Below are 13,926 nucleotides of genomic sequence, written 5' to 3' on the forward strand. Positions count from 1 at the left end.
GGCCCTGAGCCCCGCGCAGCGGGCGGCAGCGTGGGAGCGACTCGGCGCCGAGCAATTCGACGTGGTGGTGATCGGCGGCGGCGTGGTCGGTTCGGGATGCGCCCTGGATGCGGCGACGCGAGGGCTCAAGGTCGCGCTGGTCGAGGCGCGCGACTTCGCCTCCGGCACCTCGAGTCGCTCGTCGAAAATGTTCCACGGCGGCCTGCGCTACCTCGAGCAACTCGAATTCGGTTTGGTGCGTGAGGCGCTTTACGAACGCGAACTCTCGCTGACCACGCTGGCGCCGATCACCACCACGTCGAATTGCTCGGCGCCGAGTCGCTCCCACGCTGCCGCCCGCTGCGCGGGGCTCAGGGCCGCGGCCGACATCGGCGGCTGGATCTCCGCTAGCGGATTGCTCACGACCACAGACTCCTGTCAGTTACTCGTCGGTAACGGTGTGCCAGCACCCAGGCTAGTTCGTCCGGCGAGCTTCAGTGCGCCATCAGTCCAGATCGTCGTGCGCCATCAGGCGCCGGGAGGCCTCGGTGATCGAGCCCGATAACGACGGGTAAACGGCGAGTGTCTGGGCCAGCTCGTTGACGGTGATGCGGTTCTGCACGGCCACGGCGATGGGCAGGATGAGTTCGGAGGCGATGGGCGCCACCACCACCCCGCCGATCACCACTCCGGTGGAGCGTCGGCAGATCATCTTGACAAAGCCCTGCTGCAGTCCCGACATCTTGGCCCGGGCGTTGGTGCGCAGCGGCAGCATGATGACCCGGGCCGGGATGGAGCCGTCGTCGATCATGGATTGCGGCACGCCGACGGCGGCGATCTCGGGCCGGGTGAACACCGTCGCGGCGACCGTGCGCAGCCGGATGGGGCTGACTCCCTCACCCAGGGCGTGGTACATCGCGATGCGGCCCTGCATGGCCGCGACCGAGGCCAGCAGCAGCAGACCGGTGCAGTCCCCGGCGGCGTAGATGCCAGGGACCGAGGTGCGCGATACCCGGTCGACGGTGAGGTAGTTGTTGCGGCCGAGTTCGATGCCGACGCGTTCCAAGCCCAAGCCGGCGGTGTTAGGGACCGATCCGATGGTCATCAGGGCGTGGCTGCCTTCGACGGTGCGCCCGTCGGCCATGGTGACCAGCACGCCGTCGGCGGTGCGGGTCACCGATTCGGCGCGGGCGTTCTTGAACAGCTGAACGCCGCGCTCGGCGAACGATTCTTCGAGCACGGCCGCGGCGTCGGCGTCCTCGTAGGGCAGAACGCGGTCGCGGCTGGCCGCCACCGTGACCGGTACGCCGAGTTCGGTGTAGGCGTTGACGAATTCGGCTCCGGTGACCCCGGAGCCGACGACGACCAGGTGCTCGGGCAGTTCTTTAAGGTCGTAGAGCTGGCGCCAGGTGAGGATGCGTTCGCCGTCGGGTTGGGCCGACGGCAGGATGCGGGGGCAGGCGCCGGTGGCGATCAATACGACGTCGGCTTCGTGTTCGCTGGTGGTGCCGTCGGGTGCGGTGGCCTTGACGCGGTGGCGGGCCAGGCCCGGGGTGGGGTCGATCAGCTCGCCGCGACCGGCCACCACGTTGACGCCCATGGTTTGCAACGAGGTGGTGATGTCGGCGGACTGCGCGGCCGCCAGCGACTTGACCCTCGTGTGGATTTGCGACAGGGAGATCTTCGCGTCGTCGATGTCGATGTCGAAGCCCAACCGAGGCGCCCGGCGTAGCTCGGTGCGTAGGCCGGTGGAGGCGATGAACGTCTTGGACGGCACGCAGTCGTCGAGCACCGCTGCGCCGCCGATGCCTTCGGAGTCGATGACGGTGATGTCGGTGGTGTCGGGGTGGGAGGTGGCGGCGACCAGGGCGGCCTCATATCCGGCCGGGCCTCCACCGATGATCACGATGCGGGTCACCACAGTGTCAACCTAGCTTGGCGACGATGACCGCCGCAGCGCGGCGGGAGGAGGAGCCGAGCAATCAGGCACAGCTTGGCGACGATGACCGCCGCAGCGCGGCGGGAGGAGGAGCCGAGCAATCAGGCACAGCTTGGCGACGATGTGACCGCTCGGATGGACGCCAGACCTGGACCTGCCGTCTAAGCTTTCCCCGTGCCGCTCTACGCCGCCTACGGGTCGAACATGCATCCCGAGCAGATGCTCAAGCGGGCACCCCACTCCCCGATGGCCGGAACGGGCTGGTTACACGGGTGGCGGCTGACCTTCGGCGGCGAGGACATCGGCTGGGAAGGGGCGCTGGCCACGGTCGTCGAGGACCCCGAGTCGAAGGTGTTCGTCGTCCTCTACGACATGACCCCGGCCGACGAGAGCAACCTCGACCGGTGGGAGGGTTCGGAGTTCGGGGTGCACAAGAAGATTCGGTGCCGGGTGGAGCGGGAGTCGTCCGACACGACCACCGATCCGGTGCTGGCGTGGCTGTATGTGCTCGACGCCTGGGAGGGCGGGTTGCCGTCGGCGCGCTACCTCGGAGTCATGGCCGATGCCGCCGAAATCGCCGGTGCGCCAGAGGATTACGTGCACGATCTGCGCACCCGCCCAGCCCGCAACATCGGCCCCGGCACGTCGGTCTGAGGTCTTCTCCGCGACGGCCCGGAAGATTTGCCCGCCTCATAGCGACAACTGAGCGGGGCGCCGCTCGCGTCGAGGGTCTAGGGGAATTTGTCGCTGTGAGGCGGGCAAAAAGTGGGTCACCTATCCGAGAGGCTGGTGTGACGATTGGTGCGCAACGCTCCCGGCCAACACCCGGAACGCCTAGAAGTGCGCCGCCTGCTCGACGATGTTGGTCAGCACCCGCACCCCGATCCCCAACGACCGCTCGTCCAAATCGAACGTCGGCTGGTGCAGATCCAGCTGCGGCCCCTCGCCGGACCAAACCCCGAGCCGGGCCATGGCGCCCGGAATCTCCTCTAGATACCAGGAGAAGTCTTCGCCGCCGCCGGACTGCCGGGTATCGGCCAGCACATCGGGACCCAGCGCCTCGATCGCATGAATGAGGATCCGCGTCGAGACGTCTTCGTTGACCACGGGCGGCACGCCGCGGTGGTAGCTCAACGTGTGCTCGATGCCCAGCGGGGACAGCAGCGCTTCGACGGTCTCGCGGATGATGTCCTCTAGATCCACCCACGCCTGCCGGCTGGCGGTGCGCACCGTCCCGGACAGCACACCGGTCTGCGGGATCGCGTTGGCGGCCACCCCGGCATTGACCGCACCCCACACCAGCACCGTGCTGTTGCGCGGATCGAGACGACGTGACAACACCCCGGGCACGCCGGTGATCAACGTTCCCAGCCCGTAGACCAGGTCGGCGGTCAAGTGCGGGCGCGAGGTGTGCCCGCCCGGGGAGTAGAGCGTGATCTCCATCCGGTCGGCCGCCGAGGTGATGGGGCCGTGCCGGGTGGCGATCCGGCCCACCGCCAGCCGAGGGTCGCAGTGCAGAGCGAAGATCCGGGAAATGCCCGACAGCGCACCGGCGGCGATGGCATCGATCGCCCCGCCGGGCATCAGCTCCTCGGCCGCCTGGAAGATCAACCGCACCCCGACCGGCAATTCGGGGGCCGACGCCAACGCCTGCGCGGTGCCCAGCAAGATCGCGGTGTGCGCGTCGTGGCCGCAGGCGTGCGAGACGTTGGGCATGGTCGAGGCATACGGCGCGCCGGTCCGCTCGGCCATGGGCAGCGCGTCCATGTCGGCGCGCAACGCGATCCTCGGGTGGTGTTCGGGACCGAGGTCGCAGGTCAGCCCGGTTCCACCCGGCAGCGCCTTCGGGTTCAGGCCGACCTCGGCCAGCCGCTCGGCGACGAACTGGGTGGTCGCGTATTCCTGCCGGCCCAGCTCGGGGTAGCGGTGGATGTGCCGGCGCCACGCGACGAGGTCGTCGTAGTGCGCGGCCAGCCAAGATTCGGTGCTGTCGACCAGGCTCATTGCTGCGCCCCGCTGCTCCTGCGCTGCCGCGCGGCCAGCACGCGATCCCGCTGCTCGGGCTGCTGGGCCAGCGCAACCACGGTGCGCGCCAACATGATTGCGCCGTCGACCACCGCCCGATCGGCACTGGCGCCGACGGCAGCGGCGGCGAACGCTCGCTGGTGCACCGTCGCTCCCCCGGCGTCGACTCCGACGATCGGATGAATTCCCGGGATCACCTGCGTCACGTTGCCCATATCGGTACTGCCCATGGGCAGGCCCGACTCGATGGCCTCCGGCAGCGGCTCGCGGTCCAGCCGGCGCATCTCGTCGCGGAACACCTCGACCATCCACTGGTCGGGGTTGAGCTCGGCGTACGCCGGCGACGGCGTATTGATCTCGTATTCGCAGCCGGCGGCCAGCGCGCCCGCGGCGAAGCAGGAATAGATCCGCCCTTCGAGCTCGCGCAGCGAATCGAGCTCCAGCGCCCGCATCGCGTATTGCAGGGCGGCGTGTCCAGGGATGACGTTGGGGGCCTGCCCGCCGTCGGTGACTATGCCGTGCACCAGCTGGCCGGGCGCCAACTGCTGGCGCAGCAGCCCGATGGCGACCTGTGCGACGGTCACCGCGTCGGCGGCGTTGAGCCCGAGGAAGGGCGCGACGGCGGCGTGCGACTCTTTGCCGCGGTAGTCGACGGTGACCTCGGACAGCGCCAATGATCGAGCGCCGGCAATATCGGTCGGCCCCGGATGCACCATCACAGCCACGGCCACATCGTCGAATGTGCCGGCCTCGAGCATCAAGGCTTTTCCGCCGCCAGATTCTTCGGCCGGCGTGCCCAGCAACGCCACCCTGATGCCCAGGTCATCGGCCACTTCGGCGAGCGCCAGGGCCGTACCTACCGCCGCGGCGGCGATGATGTTGTGCCCACAGGCGTGGCCGATATCGGGCAGCGCGTCGTACTCGGCACAAATCCCGACGACCAGCGGTCCGCTGCCGAAGTCGGCCCGGAACGCGGTGTCCAGACCGCCCGGCGCTGCGGTCATCTCAAAGCCACGCTCGGCGACCAGGGCTTGCGCCTTGGCGCAGCTGCGGTGCTCGGCGAACGCCAACTCCGGCTCGGCGTGAATTGCGTGCGACAGTTCCACCAGATCACCGCTGTGGCGCCGCACCAATTCCTCGACACTGTCTAGTGCGTTGGCTGCGGACATCCTGCCAGTATCCCATCGCGGGCTGAGGACTTACGCCGTCTCCCGGATAGGCTCCCACTGTGACCCATCCCGGCGCCCTGGCCCAGCAGGCGGCGGAGGTGATCGCCGAGCGTACCGGGCACGACCAGCACGACATTGCGGTCGTTCTCGGGTCGGGCTGGTCGCCGGCTATCGCCGCGCTGGGCTCCCCGACGGCCGTGCTGCCGCAGGCCGACGTGCCCGGGTTCGCGCCGCCGCAGGCGGCCGGCCACATCGGGGAACTGCTGTCGGTGCCGATCGGCGTGCACCGCGTGCTGGTGCTGGCCGGGCGCATCCATGCCTACGAGGGCTACGACCTGCAACACGTCGTGCACGGCGTCCGGGCGGCCTGCGCGGCCGGGGTGCAGACCGTTGTGCTCACCAACGCCGCCGGCGGCCTGCGCGACGACCTGGAAGTCGGCCAGCCGGTGCTGATCAGCGACCACCTGAACCTCACCGCACGCTCACCGCTGGTGGGCGCCCAGTTCGTGGACCTCACCGACGCCTACGCCCCGCGGTTGCGGGCGCTGGCGCGAGAATCCGATCCGCAGCTGGCCGAAGGCGTCTATGCGGGCCTGCCGGGCCCGCACTACGAGACGCCCGCCGAAGTCCGGATGCTGCGGGTGCTGGGCGCCGACCTGGTCGGCATGTCCACCATTCACGAGACCATCGCCGCCCGGGCGGCCGGCGCCGAAGTGCTCGGCATATCGCTGGTTACCAACCTCGCGGCCGGTATCACCGGTGCTCCGCTGAGCCACGCCGAGGTGCTCGCCGCGGGCGCCGCGTCGGCGGCGCGGATGGGCGCGTTGCTGGCCGACGTCATCGCCCGGATGTAAGCGGTGACACCCGAGGAGTGGATCGCCCACGACCCGGACCCCCAGACGGCCGCCGAGCTGGCCGCCTGCAGTCCCGACGAATTGGCGGCACGGTTCGCCCGCCCGCTGACGTTCGGCACCGCCGGGCTACGCGGACCGCTGCGAGCCGGACCGGACGCGATGAACCTCGCGGTGGTGCTTCGCGCCACCTGGGCGGTGGCCCAAGTGTTGGGACCGGGCCCGCACCTGGTGATCGTTGGGCGCGACGCGCGGCACGGATCGGCGGCGTTCGCCGCAGCAGCCGCCGAAGTGTTTGCCGCGCAGGGATTTTCAGTGCTACGCCTCCCAGACCCGACGCCCACACCGGTGGTGGCGTTCGCGGTCCGGCACACCGGCGCCGCCGCGGGAATTCAGATCACTGCCTCGCACAACCCGCCGACCGACAACGGCTACAAGGTGTACCTCGACGGCGGCATCCAGATCATCTCCCCCACCGACCGCCAGATCGAAGCCGCCATGACGGCCGCTCCCCCGGCCGACCAGATCCGCAGAACACCCGTCGCACCCGCCGACACCGCTTTCGTCGACCGCTACATCGAGCGCGCGGCCGCCGTCCGGCGCGGCGCCGGTTCGGTGCGGGTGGCGCTGACGGCGCTGCATGGGGTGGGCGGCGCGGTGGCCGTCGAGACCCTGCGGCGCGCCGGTTTCGCCGACGTGCACTCCGTGGCCGTGCAGTTCGCGCCGGACCCGGACTTCCCCACCGTGGCGTTCCCCAATCCCGAAGAGCCAGGGGCCACCGATGCGCTGCTGACGCTGGCCGCCGACGTCGACGCCGATATCGCGATCGCGCTCGACCCCGACGCCGACCGATGCGCCGTCGGCATCCCCACCGCATTGGGCTGGCGAATGCTCTCCGGTGACGAAACCGGTTGGCTGCTGGGCGATTATCTGCTCTCCCGGGTCGACGACCCGGCGGCCAGCGTGGTCGCCAGCACCGTGGTGTCCTCGCGGATGCTCGCGGCCATCGCCGCCCACTACGGCGCCGCCCACGCGGAAACTCGCACCGGCTTCAAGTGGCTGGCCCGCGCCGACTCCGACACCTCCGGCAGTCTGCTCTACGCCTACGAGGAAGCGATCGGCCATTGCGTGGACCCCGCCGCGGTGCGCGACAAGGACGGCATCAGTGCGGCGGTTCTGGCCTGTGACCTGGTGGCCACGCTGCGCCGGCAGGACCGCTCGGTGTCCGACCGGCTCGACGAACTGGCCCGGCGCCACGGCGTGCACGTGGTCGCGCCCGTGTCCCGCCGCGTCGCCGGCCCCGGCGAAGCCGCCGACCTGATGCGGCGGCTGCGCTCGGATCCGCCGGACCGGCTGGCCGGATTCCGGCTCACCGTCACCGACATCACCGATGCGCTCATCTTCGCTGGAGGCGACGCCGGAACGTCGGTGCGGCTGGTGGTGCGGCCGTCCGGCACTGAGCCGAAAATCAAGTGCTACACCGAAGTTCGAGCAATCGTCGATGGCGACTTGGCCGCCGCCCGGCAGCGGGCCCAGGCGTTGAGCGCCCGGCTCACCGAGGAGCTGCCGATTCAGCGCGGCCCGAATTGACGGTCGCCGGCATCGCCGAGACCCGGGACGATGAAGGCCGCCTCGTTGAGCCCGTCGTCGATGGCCGCGGTGAACAACCGGGCGTTGGGCACCACTTCGTCCAGCGCCGCGATCCCTTCCGGGGCGGCCACCACGCACAGCATGGTGATGTCCGTCGCGCCCCGCGACAGCAGCAGGCCCACCGTGTGTGTCATCGAACCGCCGGTGGCCAGCATCGGGTCGAGCACCATGATCGGCAGTTGCGCCAGGTCGTCGGGCAACGACTCGAGATACGGCACCGGCTGGTGGGTCTCCTCGTCGCGCGCGATGCCGACGAACCCCACGTGCGCCTCTGGCAGCACCGCATGCGCCTCGTAGACCATTCCCAGCCCGGCCCGCAGCACCGGCACCAGCAGTGGCGGCTTGGCCAATCGCACGCCCGTCGTCTGCGCCAGCGGAGTGTCGATCGTGACGGGCTCGGTCGGCGCTTCGCGCGTCGCCTCGTAGACCAGCATCAGCGTCAACTCACGCAACGCGGCCCGGAAGACGGCGTTGTCACTGCGGTGGTCGCGCAGCGCGGTGAGTCGGGCGGCGGCCAGTGGATGGTCGACCAGATGGACGTCCACGGCTAGATAACAATCGGATTCAGGCTCGTTGACACGCTCGCTCCATCTCCTGGGCGGACCGAATCCGCCCATATACTCCCGGCATGCGGGCGCTGAAACTACACCTGACCAGGGCGTATCGTACCTTGGCGGTGGTCGGGATGGTGGCCGTATCGCTGTGGGTCCAGGGCATCACCGGCACACCGCGCCCGGGCCTGGCCGCTGCGGCGCTGCCCAGCTTCTCCCACATCGTGATCGTGATCGAGGAGAACCGCTCGCAAGCCAACATCATCGGCAACAAGGCGGCGCCGTGGATCAACGCGCTGGCGGCCGGCGGAGCGATGATGAATCAGTCGTTCGCCGAGACCCACCCCAGTGAACCGAACTATTTGGCGCTGTTCGCCGGTAACACGCTCGGGGTGACCAAGGACAGTTGCCCGGTGAACGCCGGCGCCCAACCCAACGTGGCATCCGAGATCCTCGCCGCGGGAGGCACTTTCGTCGGTTATGCCGAAGACCTTCCGGCCGTCGGCTCACCGGTGTGCAGTGCCGGCAAATACGCGCGCAAGCACGTCCCGTGGGCCAACTTCACCAACGTGCCGCCGTCGTTGTCGCTGCCGTTCTCCTCGTTCCCGCAGCCCGGCAACTATGCAGCTCTGCCGACACTGGCGTTCGTCATCCCCAACAACGACAACAACATGCACGACGGGTCGATCGCGCAGGGCGACGCCTGGTTGAACCGGCAACTGTCGGCCTACGCCAACTGGGCCCGGACCAACAACAGCCTGCTCATCCTGACCTGGGACGAGGACGACGGCGGCCCGCACAACCAGATCCCGACGGTGTTCTACGGCGCCCACGTGCAGCCCGGAACCTACAACGAGCAGATCAATCACTACAACGTGCTTTCGACGTTGGAGCAGATGTATGGGCTGCCCAAAACGGGTTACGCGGCCAACGCCGCCCCGATCACCGATATTTGGGGCGGATAAGCCCTAGCGGGCCGGGTCGCTATTCTGTGCCGCATGGCTGCTGACCTCGTGCCGATCCGCCTGAGCTTGACCGACGGCGACCGCTACACCCTGTGGGCACCTCGGTGGCGCGATGCCGGCGACGAGTGGGAGGCGTTCCTCGGCAAAGACGAGGACCTGTATGCCTTCGAGTCGGTACCTGACCTGGTCGCGTTCGTGCGTACCGACTCCGACAACGACTTGGCCGACCACCCGGGCTGGAAAAAAGTCACTGAGGCCCACGCCCGTGACCTGGATCCGGCGCCGGACAAGCAGTTCGATCTGGTCGCCGTGGAGGAATTGGTCGCCGAGAAGCCGACCGAAGAGTCGGTGAACGCGTTAGCCGGCGTGCTGGCCATCGTGTCGTCCATCGGATCGGTGTGCGAGCTGCCCGCGGTGTCGAAGTTCTTCAACGGCAACCCGTCTCTGGGCACGGTCTCCGGCGGGATCGACAACTTCTCCGGCAAGGCCGGCCAGAAGCGTTGGAACGCCATCGCCGAGGTGATCGGGCGCAGCTGGGACGACGTGCTGAAGTCCATCGACGGCATCGTCAGCACGCCCGACGTGGAGGAGAAATTGTCCGCCAAGGCCGCCGAGGAGCTGGAAGAGGAGCCCGAAGAGCCCGAAGAACTCGAAGCCGCCGACGACGACGCGACGGCAGAGACCGAGGATGCCGAGGAAACCGACGCGGCCCAGGCCGCCGATGACGCCGACGACGAAGAGACCGCCGACGATGCTGACGAAGACGAAGAAGACCGCGCCCCGGGTGACACGGTGGTGCTGGGCAGCGACGACGACTTCTGGGCGCAGGTCGGCATCGACCCGATTCAGATCATGACGGGTTCAGGCACCTTCTACACGCTGCGCTGCTACCTCGACGACCGGCCGATCTTCCTGGGCCGCAACGGCCGCATCAGCGTGTTCACCTCCGAGCGGGCGCTGGCCCGCTACCTCGCCGACGAGCACGACCACGACCTGTCCGACCTGAGCACCTACGACGACATCCGCACCGCCGCCACCGACGGCTCGCTGAACGTCGACATCACCGACGAAAACGTTTATGTGCTCAGCGGGCTGGCCGACGACTTCGCCGACGGGCCCGACGCGGTGGACCGCGAACAGCTCGACCTGGCCGTGGAATTCCTGCGCGACGTCGGCGACTACTCCGAGGAGAGCACGGTCGACAAGGCGCTGGACCCGGGCAAGCCGCTGGGCAAGCTGGTGACCTACGTGCTCGAACCGGACTCGAAGAGCAAACCCGCCGCTCCATACGCCAACGCCGTACGCGAGTGGGAGAAGCTCGAGGCGTTCGTCGATTCGCGGCTGCGGCGCGAGTAGGTCGCTAGCCGGCCTCCACCTGCCGAGCCGCCTCCTGCGCGAGCTGCACGCGGGACTTCACGTCGAGCTTGTTGTAGATGTGGGTGAGATGGGTTTGCACGGTCCGAGGTGAGACGAACAGCCGGGTGGCGATGTCGTTGTTTCCCAGACCTTCGCTGACCAACCGGACGGTGTCGAGCTCGGTCGGCGTCAACGAGGCCCAGCCTTTCGACGGGCGTTTGCGTTCACCGCGGCCGCGCTGGGCGTAGGCGATCGCTTCTTTGGTCGACAGGCCCGCGCCCTCCGCCCAGCAGTTCTGGAAGTCGTTGTCGCTCAACGAGTCTCGGGCTGCGGCGAGCCATGTCTGGTACTCATCGCCGTAGCTCTGGAAGCGCACAGCGCCGATGCGTTGGCGGATGGCGTGCGCCGCCCCGAAGAGGCGGGCGGCTTCCTGATGACGATCGTTGTGGCCAGCGGCTGCCGCAAGGCACTCGAAGACTTCTGCGACGCCGATCCGGGCTCCGGTTTCGCCGCTGATCGTCAGCGCTTCGTGCAGGTCCCGTTCCGCGCGCGGCAGCTCGCCTGACCTGAGCGCCAGGTGGGCCCGCTGCGCCAAGCTCATCATCCGGTACCAACCAGTCGTCGACGAGACGCCGTCGTCGGCCCACCGTCGCGCGGCGGCGGCGTCCCCAGCCGCCAGAGCCGCCTGCGCCCGGTGCCACAGGAAGATGGAAGACACCTGCGGATAGAGGCCGATGTGCTGCCAGGCCACCTCATGAGCTTCTGTTGCCGTCGCAACGTCACCCCTGGCGAGGGCGACCACGCCCGAGGTCATCTGCGACACGCCTTTGTGCACCACGCTGAGCGCGGCACCCGTCTCGATGAGCGCGCCCACGGTCTCCTCCGCCAGTGCTATCGCGCCCGCAAACGCCGACGCGAGCGTGAGGTTCTGCAAGCCCAGAAAGCGATTGAACAGGTCCCCTGCGTCGTCGGCCTCCGAGATCATCGCGCGGGACCGTTCCGATTCCCAGGCAATCTCGCCCTGCAAGTAGCGAGCCATACCTACCCAGTTGCGGCAGAAGCGGGAGATGAAGTGGTCGTTGATCGAATCGGCCAATTCACGGCCTTCCTCACCGGTGGCGCGGGCCGCAGCGGGGTCACCCGCCATGACGGCGGCGTAAGTTCGCCAACCCAAGATATGACTCAATCGCCAGCGGTCGTCCAGCGCGCGGGCGAGCTCGGTGGCCTCGGCGAAGTACGGTCGCGCCACTTCGGCGTCATAGGCGGCGATGCCGACGCACGCTGTCAGCGCCCGGGCCAACAGGGCGGGGTCGTTGAGTTCCCGGGCGATGGCCACCGCGTCTTCGGCTTGGTCCAGACTGTCCAACGCAATGCCCCACGCGTGAAGGAGTGCGCTGTCGGCCAGCGCCCGCGCGCGGACCCGACGGTCGATCTCAGCAGCACCCGCGGCGCCATCGCGCAGGACGCTGGCGAACCAGCTCACTCCTTCCACGATCCGTCCGCGCGCCAGCCACAGCGGAGTGAGCGAAGAGGCCAGCGACAACGCGTGTTCGACGTCGCCGTTCTCCTGGCTCCAGGCGAAAGCGGCACGCAGATTATCGATTTCGGTCTCGACCTTCGCCAGCATGTGCGCGTGACTGTCTCGTGCGGGATGGTCCAAAGTCGCAGCCAGCGCCGTGTAGTGATCGCAATGTCGAGTGCGCACCGCGTCGGCTTCCCCGGATTCCGCCAATTTCTCCAGCGCGTACTGTCGCACCATTTCCAACAGGCGGTATCTCGTTGTGTTGGTTGTGTTCTCGGCGACGACGAGGGACTTGTCCACCAGCAGCGTGAGCTGATCCAGAACCTGATACGTGTGGATGTCAGCGTCGGCGGCTACGGCCTGTGCGGCGGCAAGATCAAAGCCAACCATGAATACCGACAGTCGGCGAAACAACATGCGTTCGGGTGCGGTGAGCAGCGTGTGTGACCAATCGACCGACGCGTGCAGGGTCTGTTGGCGTCGCACTGCGCGCCGGGCGCCGCCGGTGAGCAGCCGGAAACGGTCGTGCAGGCCACCGACGATCTCGTCCAGGGACAAGGCCCGCACTTGCGCTGCGGCCAATTCGATCGCCAGCGGCATGCCGTCCAGGCGGCGGCATATCCGTTCGACGGTGTCTGCGTCGTCTTCGGTGATCCGGAAAGCGGGGCTGGCGCGCCGAGCCCGATCGGTGAACAGCGCGATCGCCTCGTCGGCCAGCGACAGCGAGGGCACCCGCCAAATGACCTCACCGTCAATGCCAATCGGCTCTCGGCTGGTGGCCAGGAAGGTCAGTTGCGGACATGCGCCGAGCAAGATAATCGCCAGCTCGGCGGTCGCGTCGAGGAGATGTTCACAATTGTCGAGCACGACGAGCATTCGGCGGTCGCGGATGAAGCCGACCAGGGTGTCCGTCATGGACCGACCCGGCTGGTCGGGGAGGCCAAGGGCGCGCGCGGCCGAAACGGGCACCAGTTCCGGATCGGCGATCGGTGCCAGGTCGACGTACCAGACGCCATCGCCGGACTCGTCTGCCACGTGGGCTGCGATCTGGATGGCGAGACGCGTTTTGCCGGCGCCTCCCGCACCGGTCAACGTGACGAACCGGTCACCGGTGAGGATCCGGCACACCTCATCGATCTGTGCGGTACGTCCGATGAAGCTGGTGAGTTGTAGCGGAAGACCATGTGTGCCAACGGTATTCGCGGTGCGCAACGGCGGGAACTCGTTGTGCGTTTCCGGATGGCAGAGCTGCAGAACACGTTCGGGTCGGGACACCCCGCGAAGCGGGTATCTGCCCAGATCGACCAGCCAGGAGTCCGCCGGCAGCCGGTCGTCGACCAGAGCCTCGGTGGCACCGGACAGTACGGTCTGGCCACCATGGGCGAGATCGCGGATGCGGGCGGTGCGATTGATGGTCGGGCCGATGTAATTGCCTTCGTCGCGCAGCTGTACTTCTCCACTGTGCAGCCCGATGCGCAGTCGAATCGGGGCCAGTGGTGCGCGCTGCAAAGCCAGAGCGCACGCAACCGCGTCACTGGCCCTGGCGAATGCGATTACGAAGCTGTCGCCTTCGCCTTGCTCGACAGGCCGCACACCGTGGTGTGCGGCGACAACGTCGGCCAAAGTCCGGTCCAGCCGCGCGACCGCGGCCGTCATCGCATCCGGCTGGCTCTCCCACAGCCGGGTAGAACCTTCGACGTCGGCCAACAGCAAGGTGACCGTTCCGGTTGGCAACAAGACGCCCACGCCCAATTCGCTCCAGTCGCTGCTGTCCAGTGGCGGCGCCTCCGCGCGTTCGGTCATGGTAACCAGGATCGGATCATCAGGACCCGGCGAACATCGGCATTTATGCGTAGATTGCCGGGCCGATTGAGCCCCCGGCGACAGTGCCGACGCGTTGGCTGCTGCGGCAACGGGAT

General features: G+C 68.2%; 10 protein-coding genes and 1 pseudogene. 6 read left to right on the forward strand and 5 right to left on the reverse strand.

All coding sequences use genetic code 11. The features are described from left to right. Nucleotides 1-286 (forward strand): annotated as a pseudogene (locus tag A9W95_RS25980) (FAD-dependent oxidoreductase); the annotation flags it as partial. Between the two features lie 198 nt (nt 287-484). Here the strand turns inward: A9W95_RS25980 and A9W95_RS05625 are convergent. Then, nucleotides 485-1,900 (reverse strand): NAD(P)H-quinone dehydrogenase, encoded by a 1,416-nt coding sequence (locus A9W95_RS05625; protein ID WP_067409614.1) that lies wholly within the window; start codon nt 1,898-1,900, stop codon nt 485-487. A 192-nt stretch (nt 1,901-2,092) separates the two neighbouring features. Here A9W95_RS05625 and A9W95_RS05630 point away from each other — a divergent pair, with 192 nt between their 5' ends. After that, a complete protein-coding gene (locus A9W95_RS05630; protein WP_067409615.1) occupies nt 2,093-2,572 on the forward strand; it encodes a gamma-glutamylcyclotransferase in 480 nt (159 codons plus the stop codon). A 180-nt stretch (nt 2,573-2,752) separates the two neighbouring features. On the opposite strand, the gene A9W95_RS05635 is transcribed toward A9W95_RS05630, so the two are convergent. Together A9W95_RS05635 and A9W95_RS05640 are read right to left on the reverse strand one after the other, a co-directional pair. After that, entirely contained in the window at nt 2,753-3,922 is a 1,170-nt protein-coding gene (locus tag A9W95_RS05635; protein ID WP_067409616.1) for an amidohydrolase, read from the reverse strand. Beyond that, nucleotides 3,919-5,112, reverse strand: coding sequence for a M20 family metallopeptidase (locus tag A9W95_RS05640; RefSeq protein ID WP_067409617.1), 1,194 nt, complete (start codon nt 5,110-5,112; stop codon nt 3,919-3,921). Before A9W95_RS05640 ends, A9W95_RS05635 begins: the two co-directional genes overlap by 4 nt. A 59-nt stretch (nt 5,113-5,171) precedes the next feature. Here A9W95_RS05640 and A9W95_RS05645 point away from each other — a divergent pair, with 59 nt between their 5' ends. Next, nucleotides 5,172-5,966 (forward strand): purine-nucleoside phosphorylase, encoded by a 795-nt coding sequence (locus tag A9W95_RS05645; RefSeq protein ID WP_067409618.1) that lies wholly within the window; start codon nt 5,172-5,174, stop codon nt 5,964-5,966. Between the two features lie 3 nt (nt 5,967-5,969). Then, nucleotides 5,970-7,553, forward strand: coding sequence for a phospho-sugar mutase (locus A9W95_RS05650; RefSeq protein ID WP_067409619.1), 1,584 nt, complete (start codon nt 5,970-5,972; stop codon nt 7,551-7,553). On the opposite strand, the gene upp is transcribed toward A9W95_RS05650, so the two are convergent. After that, nucleotides 7,535-8,158 (reverse strand): uracil phosphoribosyltransferase, encoded by a 624-nt coding sequence (gene upp, locus A9W95_RS05655; protein ID WP_067409620.1) that lies wholly within the window; start codon nt 8,156-8,158, stop codon nt 7,535-7,537. The genes A9W95_RS05650 and upp overlap by 19 nt on opposite strands. A gap of 83 nt (nt 8,159-8,241) precedes the next feature. Here upp and A9W95_RS05660 point away from each other — a divergent pair, with 83 nt between their 5' ends. Together A9W95_RS05660 and A9W95_RS05665 are read left to right on the forward strand one after the other, a co-directional pair. Then, nucleotides 8,242-9,129 (forward strand): alkaline phosphatase family protein, encoded by an 888-nt coding sequence (locus A9W95_RS05660; protein WP_172826569.1) that lies wholly within the window; start codon nt 8,242-8,244, stop codon nt 9,127-9,129. Between the two features lie 33 nt (nt 9,130-9,162). After that, nucleotides 9,163-10,485 (forward strand): primosomal protein, encoded by a 1,323-nt coding sequence (locus tag A9W95_RS05665; protein ID WP_067409621.1) that lies wholly within the window; start codon nt 9,163-9,165, stop codon nt 10,483-10,485. Nucleotides 10,486-10,489: 4 nt separating this feature from the next. On the opposite strand, the gene A9W95_RS05670 is transcribed toward A9W95_RS05665, so the two are convergent. Beyond that, nucleotides 10,490-13,753: a LuxR C-terminal-related transcriptional regulator gene (locus A9W95_RS05670; RefSeq protein ID WP_067409649.1), complete on the reverse strand. Its 3,264-nt coding sequence runs from the start codon at nt 13,751-13,753 to the stop codon at nt 10,490-10,492. Nucleotides 13,754-13,926: the final 173 nt, after the last annotated feature.

Source organism: Mycobacterium sp. 1423905.2, from assembly GCF_001673155.1.
Taxonomy (GTDB): Bacteria; Actinomycetota; Actinomycetes; order Mycobacteriales; family Mycobacteriaceae; genus Mycobacterium.